Below are 14,060 nucleotides of genomic sequence, written 5' to 3'. Positions count from 1 at the left end.
GCATAGGCCTTACCGCCAATCTCGGCTGCCGTCTTCTGCGTAGCCTCGAGATTGATGTCGGCGATGGCGACGGTGGCGCCTTCGCCGGCATAGGCTTCGGCGAAAGCTCTGCCGATGCCTCGGGCCGAACCTGTGATCAGCGCGGATTTGCCAGCCAGTCGCATGCTCACATTGCCTTTCCGTCGGCACCGAAGCGATGCAGCTTGGCCTTGTCGGGCGTCAGATAGATGGTGTCGCCATGATGGACGGCGAGTTCGCCGTCGGCGCGCACCGTCAGCGGACCGACGCCATCGGCCTGGACATGCAGGAAGGTGTCGGAGCCGAGATGTTCGGCAACGCCGACGGTGGCTTTCCACTCGCCCGCCGTGGTCGAGATCTCCAGGTGCTCGGGACGGATGCCGATGGTCTTGGCGCTGTATTTGGCAGCCGGCGCGCCTTCGATCAGGTTCATCTTCGGCGAGCCGATGAAGCCGGCGACGAACAGGTTCTTCGGCGTTTTGTAGAGCTCCATCGGCGAGCCGACCTGCTCGATGTTGCCGGCGTTCAGCACGACGATCTTGTCGGCCATGGTCATGGCTTCGACCTGGTCGTGGGTGACGTAGATCATGGTCGTCTTGAGCTGATGGTGCAGCTCGCTGATCTCCAGCCGCATGGTGCCGCGCAGTGCCGCATCGAGGTTGGACAGCGGTTCATCGAACAGGAAGGCGGTCGGCTGACGCACAATGGCGCGGCCGATGGCGACGCGCTGCCGCTGGCCGCCGGAGAGTTGGCCGGGCCGGCGTTCGAGGTAGTTGGTCAGGTTGAGCACGCGCGCCGCGTCTCCCACCTTTCTGTCGATGGTCGCCTTGTCTTCGCCGGCCATCTTCAGCGGGAAGCCGATGTTCTTGGCCACCGTCATGTGCGGATAGAGCGCGTAGGACTGGAACACCATGGCCAGCTTGCGCTTGGCCGGTGCCTCGCCGGTGACGTCGCGGCCGTCGATGTTGATGGAGCCGCCGCTGGTGTCCTCGAGGCCGGCGATCAGGCGCAGCAGCGTTGACTTGCCGCAACCCGACGGGCCGACGAAGACGACGAACTCGCCATTCTCGATCACCAGGTCGAGACCGGGGATGATGGACGTCGCTCCGAAGGATTTGGAGACGTTCTTGAGCGTGATGTTTCCCATGGTTTCCTCCCCGAGGGGTTATTTTCGCCGATTGCTTCAGGCAAATTCCGTTACTTCACCGCACCGAATGTCAGGCCGCGCACCAGCTGCTTCTGGCTGAACCAGCCCATGATCAGGATCGGCGCGATGGCCAGTGTCGAGGCGGCCGAAAGCTTGGCCCAGAACAGGCCTTGCGGGCTTGAGAACGAGCTGATGAAGGCGGTCAAGGGTGCGGCTTCCGTGGTCGTCAGCCGGATTGTCCAGAACGCCTCGTTCCAGGCCAGGATGATGTTGAGCAGCATTGTCGAGGCGATGCCCGGCACCGCCATCGGCGTCAGCACATAGACGATCTCGTTCCACAGCGAAGCGCCGTCCATGCGGGCCGCTTCCAGGATCTCGCCCGGTATTTCGCGGAAGTAGGTGTAGAGCATCCACACCACGATCGGCAGGTTGATCAGCATCAGCATGATCATCAGGCCGATGCGGCTGTCGAGCAGTCCTGTGTCGCGGAAGATCAGGTAGATCGGGAACAGCACGGCAACCGCGGGCATCATCTTGGTGGACAGCATCCACATCAATATGTCCTTGGTTCGCTTGGTCGGCGAGAAGGCCATCGACCATGTCGCCGGTATGGCGACCAGCAAGGCCAGGATGGTCGAGCCGACCGAGAGCAGCACCGAGTTGAAGAAGAACTTGAAGTAGCCGCTCTGCGCCTGAACCTCGGAATAGCTCTCGAATGTCCCCGATGGGATGATGCTGAAACCCTGGATGGCTTCCTGCTCCGACTTGAACGAGGTGATGATCGTATAGAGGATCGGGAAGAAGATGAGCAGGGCGACGATCCAGGCGGCAACTGTCGCGATCGTCTTGTGCTGGGTGGTGACTGAGCGTGCCATCGTATCCTCCCTTACTTGTCTAGGTTCTTGCCGACGGCGCGCATGGCGAAGAAGGCAACGATGTTGGCGAGAATGACGGCGATCACACCGCCGGCGGATGCCTGGCCGATTTTGAACTCCAGCAACGCCTTCTGGTAGACGAGGAAGGGCAGGTTGGTGGAAGCGTATCCCGGGCCGCCATTGGTGGTGACGAGGATCTCGGCATAGACCGACAAAAGGAAGATCGTCTGGATCAGGATGACGACCGTGATGGCGCGCGACATGTGCGGCAGCGTCAGATAGATGAAGCGGCTGATGAAGCCGGCGCCGTCCATCTCGGCGGCTTCCTTCTGCTCACCGTCGAGCGACTGCAATGCGGTCAAAAGGATCAGTGTGGCGAAAGGCAGCCACTGCCAGGCGACGATGATGATGATCGCCAGCATCGGATGCTGCCCGAACCAGTCGATCGGCTGAGCCCCGAAGAAGCGCGCTATATCGGCGAACACTCCATATTGCGGATGCATGATCATGTTCTTCCAGACCAATGCAGCCACCGGCGGCATGACGAAGAACGGCGAAATGACGAGAATGCGGACTATGCCCTGGCCCCACATCGGCTGGTCGATCAGAAGCGCCAGAAGGATGCCGCCGATCACCGTGATCAAAAGCACGCTGATCACCAGGGTTAGCGTGTTGAGGATCGATTGCAGGAAGGCCGGGTTGGAATAAAACAGCGCGTAATTCGAGAAGCCGACGAAGCCGTCGCGGATCGGATTGAGCGGATTGTACTGCTGGAAGGAGAACCAGATGGTGATGACCAGCGGCACAATCATCCAGACGAACAGCAGCACCACGGATGGCGCCATCATGAAACGGGCAAGCGAACGGGTCTGCTGAGTAGCCATGACGGTCACCCTTCACTGGTCAGACTGAATTTTCAAAAGGCGTTAAAGGCGGCCGCCCGAACTGGGAACTCGGGCGGCCGTTGCCGGTCAAGGAGGCGACCGGCATTCGGCACCGGGAGGAGCCTTACTTGATGTATCCGCCTTCGGTCATTGCCGCAGTGGCAGCGTCCTGGGCCTGTTTCAGGGCATCGTCGACGCTCGACTGGCCGGCAAGAGCTGCCGAGAAGAGCTGGCCGACGGTGGTGCCAAGGCCCTGGAACTCAGGGATGGCGACGAACTGGACGCCGACATAGGGCACCGGCTTGACGGTCGGATGCGTCGGATCGGCGGCATTGATGGAGTCCAGCGTCATCTTGGCGAACGGAGCCGCCTTCTGGTACTCGGCATTGGCGTAGAGCGAGGTGCGCGTTCCGGGAGGAGCGTTGGCCCAGCCTTCCTTCGACGCGACCAGTTCCGCATAGTGCTTGCTGGTCGCCCAGGAGACGAACTTCTCGGCGGCATCAGCCTTCTGCGTGCCGGCGGGGATCGCCAGCGACCAAGCCCACAGCCAGTTGCCGCGCTTGCCCAGGCCATTGTCCGGCGCCAAGGCATAGCCGACCTTGTCGGCGACGGTCGAGTTCTTCGGGTCCGAAACGAAGGACGCAGCGACGGTGGCGTCGATCCACATGCCGCATTTGCCCTGCTGGAACAGCGCCAGGTTTTCGTTGAAGCCGTTGGAGGACGCGCCCTCGGGGCCGTCGGCCTTCATCAGGTCGACATAGAACTGCAGCGTGTTCTTCCATTCCGGCTGGTCGAACTGCGGCTTCCAGTTCTCGTCGAACCAGCGGGCGCCGAAGGAGTTCGACATGGCGGTCAGGAAGGCCATGTTCTCGCCCCAGCCGGCCTTGCCGCGCAGGCACACACCGTTCACGCCATTGGCGCGATCGGTCATCTTGTCGGCGGCCTGCTTGATGAAGTCCCAGGTCGGCGCATCGGGCATCTTCAGCCCGGCCTTGTCCATCAGGTCCTTGCGGTACATGACGAACGAGCTTTCGCCGTAGAACGGCGCGGCATAAAGCTTGCCGTCGACCGAAAGGCCGCCGGCGATGGCCGGGATGATGTCTTTGGCGTCATAGTCGTCGCCGAGCTTGTCGAGCGGCAGGAGCCAGCTCTGCTTGGCCCAGATCGGAACTTCATACGTGCCGATGGTCATCACGTCATACTGGCCACCCTTGGTGGCGATATCGGTGGTGACGCGCTCGCGCAGCACGTTCTCTTCAAGCGTAACCCAGTTGAGCTGGATGTCGGGGTTCGCCTTGGTGAAGTCTTCCGTCAGCTTTTGCATGCGGACCATATCGCCATTGTTGACGGTGGCGATGGTGATGGATTCGGCGTGTGCGGCAAACGCAAGAGCGCTGGCCGACAACAGACCCAGGGTGAGCGTGCGAAGTTTCATCAAATTCCTCCCTTGAACCAAGATGAGCATTTGCCTTGGCTTTGGGCAATTACTCACTTGGCATGAATTATGTCAAGTCGGATTCGATGCTGCAGCGCAGCACTCGGTGACGCCTCGGACCGGGAACGTGTGGAAATTGCCAGCGTGAGCCTCGCCCGTCGCCGGGACATCAGGTGACGATAGCGGAAGGGTTTGCGGACTTGGTGCGGTACCGGACGGCTTGCCGTCAGCAGGCGATCTCGGCCAGCAGCCAGTCGCGGAAGGCACGGATCTTCGGCACGGTGCGGCGCGCCTGGGGATAGACCAGCCAGTAGGCGTGGCCGTCGTCGCCGACCAGGTCGAAAGGCTGGATCAGGCGGCCGTCGGCGAGTTCCGCCTTGAACAGCGCCCTGGTCAGGATCGCCACGCCATGGCCAGCGATTGCCGCATTGGCCTCATAAGCCTGCGCGCCCATGCTGCTGCCGGGTCGTCTGGCAAGATCGTGCGAGTGCACGCCGGCCGCCGAAAACCACTCCGTCCACCAGATGTCGCCGGGATCGAGGATCGGCAGCCGCAGGAGATCGGCCGGTTCGTTGACGCCACCGATGCTTGCCGCGAGCTTCGGGCTCAGCATCGGCGTGAAATCGGCATCGAGCAGCTTGTGTGCCTCCAGGCCAGGCCATTTGCCGCCGCCCGAGCGGATGGCGATATCGGTATCCTCGCGGGCAAAGTCTGTCAGGCGGCTCGACGTCTCGAGCCGCACGGCAAGTGCGGGATGAGCGATCTGGAACGATCCCAGCCGGTGCGCCAGCCAGTTCGAGGCAAAGGTCAGCACGGTGGTGACGCACAGCAACCCGTCGGCGCCGGCGCGCGCCGCGGCATAGGCCTGGCCAAGAATGGCAAAGGCTTCGCCGACAGCGGGCGCCAGACGTTGTCCGGCCTCGGTCAACGCGATCTGGCGCGGCCGGCGCAGGAACAGCGGTGAGCCGACGCGCTCTTCCAGCACCTTGATCTGATAGCTGACCGCTGCCTGCGTCATGCCGAGTTCGCCGGCGGCCTTGGTGAAGGAAAGATGCCGCGCCACCGCGTCGAACACCCTGATCGCCTGCAACGGGGGGAGTTGCGAAACCTGTCGCGAGCTGAGGTCAGGCATAAGGCCTCCTTATGGGCCATGATCAATGTTCGATTGGCTAAGGCGGCCGGCAAGACCGACATACAGCATCAACCCATCATTCGGGTTCAGGATAGCGGAGGTTGACGATCATGACCATGGCGCAGCAAAAATGCACTCCCACCCCGGATCATCGTTGGATTTCGTGGCTCACGGACGGATTTGGCTGGTTCGCGATAAAAAGGAGGGCACATCTGGACGTCAGGGATCTGTCGCCGCATCTGCAGCGCGACCTCGGCTTCCTCGATGGCAACGACCCTTTCGGCCGGCACAGATAGCTCGGCTGACTTTATCGCAAATCTGTTGCTAAGCTGCCATGCCCCACAAACAAAGGCGACCCCGTCAGACGCTGGCCAGCAGGGCAGCGGCGGTCCGCTCATCGGTGATGAGGCCATTGATCAGCCGCCGGTTGGCGGCCGCCAGTATGCCCGGCAGCTTTCGTTCGCCCATCGCCAATGCGATGACCAGCGATTTTTCGCGCGACGGCAGCGAAGCCGACGACACCCGGTCGTTGGTAATGCCCTCGATCATGCGGCCTTCGCGGTCGAACACCCAGCCGACGATCTCGGCAATGCCGCCGGCCTTCTGCAGCGCCTTCAATTCGCTCTCCGAAATGAAGCCGTCCTCATAGAGCGGCGCCTTGGGGCCGAGATCGCCAATGCCGATGAAGGTGACGTCGGCCTCGGCCGCCAGCGCCAGCGTCGGCTGGATCATCGGCTGGTTGAGCAGCATCTCGCGCTCCTCCGGCGATGAGGCGATGACCGGCAGCGGCATCGGAAAGGAGCGCGCCTTGACCCTGTCGGCCATGGTGAAGATGACGTTGTAGAAGGCGGCCGAGCCGTCCGGCGAGATGTTGCCGGTCAACGACACCACCTTGTGCTGCGGACATTCCATCGGCGGCAGCTGCTCGATCGCCGCCTTCAGCGTGCGCCCGGTGCCGATCGCCATGACGATCGGGGTCGGTGACCGCAGCCGCCGCTCGATCTCGGCGGCAGCCGCCTCGGCGATGCCGATCGTCGTAGAGGATGAATTCGGATCGCTCGGCACCACTTCGACCAGATCGAGCGCGAAGCGCGATCTCAGCCGTGCCGCCAGATCAAGGCAGTTGGCGATCGGATGATCGACGCGAACCTTGATCAGGCCCTCGGACACCGCCAGTGATACCAGCCGCTGCGCTGTCTGCCGCGAGATGCCGAGCGTGGCGGCAATCTGGTCCTGTGTGTTGCCGGCAACATAATAAAGCCAGCCGGCGCGCGCCGCGTCGTCCAGCCTGTTGCTGCCACCATCCTGCCGGGTATTCACGTCCTGCCTCCCGAAACCGCCGGTCATGAGAGCGGCCCACGCCCACTTTCGCAGGGAACGGCCCGCTGCGCAATTGTCAATCTCCAGGGCAATTGCTTGCCGCCCGCCGGCGCAGGCGGGGCCAAATTTCCTTCTTCCAAGATGTCGGTGTCAGGCAAAGAAGCGCGGTTGCGGTCCCGGTAGGCGGCCGGTTCTTCGATCCCGAAGGTTTATCTCCCGGCTCAAACCCTTTAAGGGATCGCAAAAAGGAGCGCTGCATGACACCGAAAGCGGTTTTCTGGGATATGGATGGCACGCTGGTCGACAGCGAACCGCTGCACGAGGCAGCCTTGGTGGCCGCGATGCGCAATGTCGGCCTCGTGCCGCCTGATGATCTGCATGAGCGCGTGCTGGGCGTTGCCGCCTGGCCGGTCTACGAGATGATGCGCGACGAGTTCGGCCTGGATCTGCCCTTCGACGACTGGATCGTGCGCAAATACGAGCACTATCTGCCGCTGGTCGAGCGCTTGCAGCCGCGTCCCGGTGCGATCGAGATCTTCAATGAGCTGCGCGAAAGGGGCGTGGCGCAGGCCGTGGTCTCGAATTCGGACCGGATGATCGTCGACGCCAATCTGAGCATGGTCGGCCTGACCTACCCCGGCATGAAGACGATCAGCCGTAACGACGTGCGCGAAGGCAAGCCGCATGCCGAGCCGTTCCTGCGCGCCGCCTATCTAGCCGATGTCGATCCCGCGCAGGCCGTGGCCATCGACGACAGCTGGCCGGGCGCCATGGCGGGGCTGGCGGCGGGAATGAAGACGATTTTCTGGCCGGAAGCGCCGATGGAAGGCCCGCCCGGCGCCGTCGTCATCAACAGCGCCGATCAGCTCCGGGCAGAACTAGGCCTGTAGGCCATCAATTCCGGTAGACCGGTTCCTGCTCGTCGAGGATCGCCTTCAGCTCGCTGAGATGGCGTTCGGCCTGGCCGGGATAGTCGTCCATCTCGCTTGCCGCCTTTTCGGCGATAGTATCGGACAGCGTGCGCAGCGGGCGCCCGGTCCATAGCGCCTTGATGTAGGTCTCGGCGGCGCGCTCGAAATAGAACATGCGGTTGAAGGCATCGGCGACCGTATCGCCGATGACCAGCACGCCGTGATTGCCCATCACCATCACCTTGACCTTGGGATCGACGAGAAGCTGCGAGCAGCGCTCGCCCTCCTCCTCGAAGGCCAGTCCGCCATAATGCGCATCGACGACATGGCGGTTGAAGAACATCGCCGAATTCTGGTCGATCGGCGGCAGGCGAGAGTCGGCGAGCGATGCCAGCACCGTGGCGTGGATCGAATGGACATGCATGACGCAGCGCGCGTGGCGGACATTGCGATGGATGGCGCCGTGCAGTCCCCACGCCGTCGGATCGGGCGCGTCCGGGCCTGAGAGCGTATCCGGGTCGTTGGCATCGATCATTAAAAGGTCGCTCGCCTTGATGCGCGAGAAATGCACCTGGTTGGGATTCATCAGGAACTGCGTGCCGTCGTCATTGACGGCTAGCGAGAAATGATTGGCGACAGCCTCGTGCATGTTGAGCCGCGCCGTCCAGCGGAAGGCAGCGGCAAGATCGACGCGCTCCTCATAGAAGGGCAGGTTGGTCAGCGTTTCCTTTTGCAGGCGGGCGATGCTCATCGAAATTCCTCCGGTTTTGGCAAGAATGCCGTGACCAGCCCATGCCCGCAACCGGTTTTGGTTGGTGCAGGGATGGCTATCTCATGCAACCGTGCTGGCAGCAGCGCCGGCTCGCAGGCCGCCATGCTCGACGATGAAATCGATCACCTCCTGCAGCCCTTTGCCGCGCGACAGATCGGTGAAGCCGAACGGCCGCTTGCCGCGCATGCGACCGGCGTCACTCTCCATGACATCGAGGTTGACGTTCACGTAAGGAGCGAGATCGCTCTTGTTGATCACCAGGAAATCGGAGCGGGTGATCGCTGGCCCGCCCTTGCGCGGGATCTCCTCGCCCTGGCAAACCGAGATGACATAGAGCGTCAGGTCGGCGAGATCGGGCGAGAAGGTGGCGGCGAGGTTGTCGCCGCCGGATTCGATGAAGACGATGTCGAGATCCGGGAATTTCCTGTTCATCTCGGCGATCGCCTGCAGATTGATCGAGGCATCCTCGCGGATCGCGGTGTGCGGGCAGCCGCCGGTCTCGACACCCATGATGCGATCCTCGGGCAGCGCCTGCAGCCGTGCCAGCATCATGGCGTCTTCCTTGGTGTAGATGTCGTTGGTGACGACCGCGATAGAAAACTCGTCGCGCAGCGCCTTGCACAGTTTTTCGGTCAGAGTCGTTTTGCCCGAACCGACCGGACCACCGATGCCGACGCGCAGCGGGCCATTTGTCTGTGTCATGCGGGAAACTCTGTGATGGCGAGGATGGCAAAGCCGAGCCCGATCAACAGGCACAGCGGCGAATAGTAGCGCAGGTCGAGCCGCGCGAAAGGCTGTTCCGGCGTCAGCCGCCGCCACCATGGCGTGAAACCGGCTATGCCGCGTCCCAGGAACACCAGCCCGATGAGCAGCGAAGTGGCGGCGAGACCCTCCTTGGGAAAGGGCGAAGCAAAGAAGCCGATGAGCGCCAGCGGCCACAGCGTCGCCAGGCCGAGACAGGCGGCAACGGCGAAACTGGCGAACGGCGTCGGCATCTCCTCGACGCCGCGAAAACCGACAACGGCACGAGCGCAGGAGGCCGCATCCTGGCCTGGCCAGATGCCGCCAAGGCCCCAATAGACATGCAGGGCGGTGATCAGCAGCAGGATGGTCGAAAGCGAGAAGGCGAGAAGGATCATGAGCGGAACAATCGCGAATACTGGGTTTCGTGCTTCATCGCCATGACATCGGAAACGAACGCGCAGCCGCCGAGATCATCCAGTGTCGAGCGCGCGGCGCGGGCTGCGGTCGCCAGGGCCAATGGCTCGAAGCCGGCTAACAACATGGTCGCGCCGCTCTGTCCGACGACACCAAGCCGGATCGCAGCCTGGACGAGGTTGGAAAAGAAGGTCTGCAGGAAGGCGGACAGCGCATTCTGAAGCGCAATTGAATTGCCGCCGGCAATGGCGCCGACGGCAACGCAATAGGCGCATTCGGCCGGCAAGCGCTCCAGCACCGGATTTGACCAGGCCGCTGCCGCTTTGAGGAAGGCGGCGCCTTGCAGCATGGTCTCGGTGTGGCGTTCGCGCGAGCCGGCCAGCGCCTCGGCGAGTGCCGTTATTTCATCGAGATCGCCAGTGTGGCGTGCGCGGCGCCAGCTCTCAGCGAACAGCACGGCGTCGTTCCAGCCCGAACCCATCTCGACCAGCGTTTCCAGCCAGCCGGCGAGACTCTCGGCATCGGCAACCAGCCCGTCATGCACCGCGCGCTCGAGGCCATGGCTGTAGGAAAAGCCCCCGACCGGAAAGGAAGGCGACAACCACGCCATCAGCCGCAGCAGGGCGATGTGCGAGGGCTGGTCAGTCATGGTCGTGGTGGTGGCCAGCATGACTGTGCGAATGGGAATGCGATTCGCTATGAGAATGGCTGTGCGCTTCGGCGTGGTTATGGGCATGCGCATGGCCGTGATCGTGGCTTTGCCCGGAATAGGCGCCGCGCACCGGCTTGAACGGCTCGGAAACGTCGATCACCGTCGCGCCGAGCCCCTCCAGCATCGCCTTGATGACATGGTCGCGCAGGATGAGGATGCGCCCGGCTTCGATGCTCGCCGCAAGATGACGGTTGCCGATGTGCCAGGCGAGCTCGGCCAGATGCACGCTGTCGCGAGCCCGGATGTCGTAGACATCTTCCGGCGCCGCGATGATCTCGATATGGCCGCCATCCTCCAGCACCAGCCGGTCGCCATCATTCAAGGCGACGGGTTCGGGCAGATCGACCAGCACCTTGCTGCCGTCGGCAAGTTCGATGGCCCGGCGACGCAGATGCCGCTCGTCATGGGCGAGCACGGCACGGCCGGACGGCAGGGTGGTTCCGGCGTTGCCCGGGGTCAGCACCGAGATGGCGCGCGGGAATTTGGTGAAGTCGGTGTTGAGGTTGAGCTTCATTTCATGGAGCCTCCGTTAGCCTGCGCTCGTGCGCGAGCGGGCCGCGCCAGCACGCGGTCGAAATAGGCGTTGACGCGCTCGGACTCGATCGGGAATTTTCCGGCGCGGGCCCAGTTGCCCATGTCGCCCAACAGCACGTCGACTGCCGAAAACCGCTCGCCCAGCGCAAACGTTTTGTCGCCCAGCCGGCGATCTAGCGCCTTAAGCTCCGAGACGAAGTCATAGGTCGCCGCAGGACCGACATCGACCCGCATTTCCTTCGGCAGCAGGAAGCGGTGGCGCAGCTTGTTCCACAGCGGCGCCTCAAACTCGCTCTGGGCAAAATGCATCCAGGAATCCATCTCGGCGCGGCCGGCAAGGCCCGGATTGGCGCCCATGCCCTTGTCCGCGTGCTTGTCGGCGAGATAGACGCAGATCGCCGCCGAATCCGTCACCGTCAGCTCGCCGTCGATCAGGATCGGCACCTTGCCCGAAGGGTTGAGTGTGTAGGCTTCCGGCGAGCGCAGCTTCACCTCGACGAATTCATAGGGTTGCCCGAGTTCCTCGAGCATCCAGAGAACGCGGCTGACCCGGGATCCACGCGATCCAACGGCTTTGTACATGCGCAAACCTGCCTTTCCCGAACAACCTAGACCATCGCGTTCGCTCAGACGATGGTGTCGAAGAGCCGCAGGATGAACGATATCTGATAGATGAGCGCCGCCGTGACAAAGGCGATGTGGAAGCGGCGATCGCGCACCAGGATCGCGGCGATGCAGAGCGCGACGAAGACCGGCGTGCGGAACAGGTACTCGTTGCCGAAGCGGGCGAAATGCTCCGGTCCTTTCAGCAGCGTGTCGACCACGTCGAGCAGGTAGGTCGCCGCCAGCAGGCCGAAGAACCAGGCCCGGCGCGAATAGAAGAAATCCTCGTAGCTCGTGTAGTCCAGCATCGAATCGGGAAACAAAAGCGCGCAGAGCAGGAACAGCGTGATCGCATAGAAAATGATGAACAGGTATTTGCCGAAGGTCCAGGTCTCGATGGCGTAGAGGCCGAACTCCCACCACCAGAAATGCACCAGCATCAGGAGCACCGAGACGACCCAGGCCAGATGCACGGTATAGAGCTTGTACTGGCCGGGATGCTGGACGATGCGCGCCACCCCCGACAGCAGGCGGGCGACGCCAAGCCCGATCACCATGCCCATGACGATGCGGATATGCGGGAAGATGTCGTGGGCGGAAGCGATTTCGGTGGCCATGCTTGATCACAATGCAGCTGTTGGTTGGCCGCATATTGCTGCCTCCCACCAAGGGCTGCAACGGATAATGCTCGCCCGGTCGGATCGCCGCTTCAGAACAGAAAATACCGCTGTGCCATCGGCAGCACCGTCGCCGGCTCGCAGGTGAGCAATTCACCGTCGGCGCGGACCTCGTAGGTTTCCGGGTCGACCTCGACATGCGGCGTGGCGTCGTTGAGCACCATCGAATGCTTGCCGATGCCGCCGCGGGTGTTTTCGACGGCGACGAACTGCTTGTCGACACCCAGCCTGCCGTGCAGGCCGGATTCGAGCGCTGCCTTCGAAACAAAGGTCACCGATGAGTTGGTCCTGGCCTTGCCATAGGCGCCGAACATCGGCCGGTAGTGCATTGGCTGTGGCGTCGGGATCGAGGCGTTGGGGTCGCCCATCGGGGCGGCGGCGATCATGCCGCCGATCAGCACCATGTCCGGCTTGACGCCGAAGAAGGCCGGGTTCCACAGAACCAGGTCGGCGCGTTTGCCGACCGCGATCGAGCCGATGTCCTTCGACAGCCCATGCGCGATGGCCGGATTGATCGTGTATTTGGCGATGTAGCGGCGGACGCGGAAATTGTCGTTGTTGCCGGTTTCCTGCGGCAGCGAGCCGCGCTGGCGCTTCATCTTGTCGGCGGTTTGCCAGGTGCGGATCGCAACTTCACCGACGCGGCCCATGGCCTGGCTGTCCGACGAGATGATCGAGAAGGCACCGATGTCATGCAGGATGTCTTCCGCCGCGATGGTCTCCTTGCGGATGCGGCTTTCGGCAAAGGCGATGTCTTCGGGGATTGACGGCGACAGATGATGGCAGACCATCAGCATGTCGAGATGCTCGGCCAGCGTGTTGACCGTGTAGGGCCGCGTCGGATTGGTCGAGGACGGGATGACGTTGGGCAGCCCGCAGATCTTGATGATGTCAGGCGCATGGCCGCCGCCGGCGCCCTCGGTGTGGAAGGCGTGGATGGTGCGGCCCTTGATCGCCGCCACAGTGTTTTCGACGAAGCCGGACTCGTTCAGCGTGTCGGTGTGGATCATCACCTGCACGTCGTAGTCGTCGGCGACCGACAGGCAGCAGTCGATCGCCGCCGGCGTCGTGCCCCAGTCCTCGTGCAGCTTCAGCGAACAGGCGCCGCCCAGCACCATTTCCTCGAGTGCTGCAGGCAGCGAAGCATTGCCCTTGCCCGACAGGCCGATGTTCATAGGGAAGGCATCGAAGGACTGGATCATGCGGGCCATGTGCCATGGCCCCGGCGTGCAGGTGGTCGCCAGCGTGCCGTGCGCCGGGCCGGTGCCGCCGCCGAGCATGGTGGTGATGCCGCTCATCAGCGCTTCCTCGATCTGCTGCGGGCAGATGAAGTGGATATGCGCGTCGAAGCCGCCGGCGGTCAGGATCTTGCCTTCGCCGGCGATGATCTCGGTGCCGGGGCCGATGATGATGGTGACGCCATCTTGAGTATCAGGATTGCCGGCCTTCCCGATCGCAGCGATGCGCCCATCTCGCAGACCGATATCGGCCTTGAAGATGCCGGCGCTGGCGTCGACCACCAGCGCGTTGGTGATCACGGAGTCGACAGCGCCTTGCGCTCTGGAAACCTGGCTCTGGCCCATGCCGTCGCGGATCACCTTGCCGCCGCCGAATTTCACCTCCTCGCCATGGATGGTGAGATCCTTCTCCACCTCGATGAACAGCTCGGTGTCGGCAAGCCGCACTCTGTCGCCGACCGTCGGGCCATACATCTGCGCGTAGGCGGCGCGGGTAATTCTGGCCATCAGCGATTGCTCCCGAAATGCGGTTTGCCAAAATGCGGTTTGATTGAAGCCCGGCTGCACATTGCCGCCATCCAATGGTCATGGAATGACCCGCTCGGCGACACCTTCTGATCCCATTTGGCGGTTGAGCTTGGGGC

The 14,060-nt window shown here is 62.9% G+C and carries 17 protein-coding genes; 2 read left to right on the top strand and 15 right to left on the bottom strand.

Annotation, left to right across the window (positions count from 1 at the left end; all coding sequences use genetic code 11):
* The 6 genes from EN993_RS03455 to gcvA form a co-directional block, all read right to left on the bottom strand.
* Window positions 1-164 (bottom strand): SDR family NAD(P)-dependent oxidoreductase (locus tag EN993_RS03455; protein WP_127262393.1); only part of this gene is annotated, 164 nt, incomplete at its 3' end.
* 2 nt (window positions 165-166) lie between these two features.
* The gene (locus tag EN993_RS03450; RefSeq protein WP_109667165.1) at window positions 167-1,165 is read right to left on the bottom strand and encodes an ABC transporter ATP-binding protein; all 999 of its coding nucleotides are present in this window, start codon (window positions 1,163-1,165) and stop codon (window positions 167-169) included.
* A gap of 50 nt (window positions 1,166-1,215) precedes the next feature.
* On the bottom strand, window positions 1,216-2,040 hold the full coding sequence (locus EN993_RS03445) for a carbohydrate ABC transporter permease (RefSeq protein WP_127262389.1): 825 nt from the start codon (window positions 2,038-2,040) through the stop codon (window positions 1,216-1,218).
* 11 nt (window positions 2,041-2,051) lie between these two features.
* Complete coding sequence (locus EN993_RS03440; RefSeq protein WP_109667161.1) at window positions 2,052-2,924, bottom strand: sugar ABC transporter permease; 873 nt, start codon at window positions 2,922-2,924, stop codon at window positions 2,052-2,054.
* 124 nt (window positions 2,925-3,048) lie between these two features.
* Window positions 3,049-4,359 (bottom strand): sugar ABC transporter substrate-binding protein, encoded by a 1,311-nt coding sequence (locus tag EN993_RS03435; protein WP_109667159.1) that lies wholly within the window; start codon window positions 4,357-4,359, stop codon window positions 3,049-3,051.
* 226 nt (window positions 4,360-4,585) lie between these two features.
* Entirely contained in the window at window positions 4,586-5,491 is a 906-nt protein-coding gene (gene gcvA / locus EN993_RS03430) for a transcriptional regulator GcvA (RefSeq protein WP_109667156.1), read from the bottom strand.
* A 110-nt stretch (window positions 5,492-5,601) separates the two neighbouring features.
* Between gcvA and EN993_RS03425 the strand changes: the two genes are divergently transcribed.
* A complete protein-coding gene (locus EN993_RS03425; RefSeq protein ID WP_109667750.1) occupies window positions 5,602-5,787 on the top strand; it encodes a hypothetical protein in 186 nt (61 codons plus the stop codon).
* A gap of 64 nt (window positions 5,788-5,851) precedes the next feature.
* On the opposite strand, the gene EN993_RS03420 is transcribed toward EN993_RS03425, so the two are convergent.
* Entirely contained in the window at window positions 5,852-6,811 is a 960-nt protein-coding gene (locus EN993_RS03420; protein WP_109667747.1) for a sugar-binding transcriptional regulator, read from the bottom strand.
* 257 nt (window positions 6,812-7,068) lie between these two features.
* Here EN993_RS03420 and EN993_RS03415 point away from each other — a divergent pair, with 257 nt between their 5' ends.
* Window positions 7,069-7,701: an HAD family phosphatase gene (locus EN993_RS03415; RefSeq protein WP_109667154.1), complete on the top strand. Its 633-nt coding sequence runs from the start codon at window positions 7,069-7,071 to the stop codon at window positions 7,699-7,701.
* A gap of 4 nt (window positions 7,702-7,705) precedes the next feature.
* Here EN993_RS03415 and EN993_RS03410 read toward each other — a convergent pair whose 3' ends face one another.
* From EN993_RS03410 to ureC, 8 genes are all read right to left on the bottom strand, one after another.
* Window positions 7,706-8,473, bottom strand: a complete 768-nt coding sequence (locus EN993_RS03410) for a class II aldolase and adducin N-terminal domain-containing protein (RefSeq protein WP_127262388.1) — start codon at window positions 8,471-8,473, stop codon at window positions 7,706-7,708.
* Between the two features lie 81 nt (window positions 8,474-8,554).
* Entirely contained in the window at window positions 8,555-9,196 is a 642-nt protein-coding gene (ureG, locus tag EN993_RS03405) for an urease accessory protein UreG (protein WP_127262387.1), read from the bottom strand.
* Window positions 9,193-9,633, bottom strand: a complete 441-nt coding sequence (locus EN993_RS03400; RefSeq protein ID WP_127262386.1) for a DUF3995 domain-containing protein — start codon at window positions 9,631-9,633, stop codon at window positions 9,193-9,195. The genes ureG and EN993_RS03400 overlap by 4 nt, the downstream gene beginning before the upstream one ends.
* Entirely contained in the window at window positions 9,630-10,301 is a 672-nt protein-coding gene (locus EN993_RS03395; protein ID WP_164548548.1) for an urease accessory protein UreF, read from the bottom strand. The genes EN993_RS03400 and EN993_RS03395 overlap by 4 nt, the downstream gene beginning before the upstream one ends.
* A complete protein-coding gene (gene ureE, locus EN993_RS03390; protein WP_127262385.1) occupies window positions 10,294-10,878 on the bottom strand; it encodes an urease accessory protein UreE in 585 nt (194 codons plus the stop codon). The genes EN993_RS03395 and ureE overlap by 8 nt, the downstream gene beginning before the upstream one ends.
* Window positions 10,875-11,480, bottom strand: a complete 606-nt coding sequence (locus EN993_RS03385; protein ID WP_127262384.1) for a glutathione S-transferase family protein — start codon at window positions 11,478-11,480, stop codon at window positions 10,875-10,877. Before EN993_RS03385 ends, ureE begins: the two co-directional genes overlap by 4 nt.
* A gap of 44 nt (window positions 11,481-11,524) precedes the next feature.
* Window positions 11,525-12,118: a hypothetical protein gene (locus tag EN993_RS03380; RefSeq protein WP_109667140.1), complete on the bottom strand. Its 594-nt coding sequence runs from the start codon at window positions 12,116-12,118 to the stop codon at window positions 11,525-11,527.
* A 92-nt stretch (window positions 12,119-12,210) separates the two neighbouring features.
* Entirely contained in the window at window positions 12,211-13,926 is a 1,716-nt protein-coding gene (gene ureC, locus EN993_RS03375; protein WP_164757525.1) for an urease subunit alpha, read from the bottom strand.
* Window positions 13,927-14,060 lie beyond the last annotated feature (134 nt).

Source organism: Mesorhizobium sp. M7D.F.Ca.US.004.01.2.1, assembly GCF_003997785.1.
In the GTDB taxonomy this organism is placed as follows: domain Bacteria; phylum Pseudomonadota; class Alphaproteobacteria; order Rhizobiales; family Rhizobiaceae; genus Mesorhizobium; species Mesorhizobium loti.
Note: the sequence above shows the minus strand (reverse complement) of the source record. Positions and strands in the feature narration are given on the sequence as shown.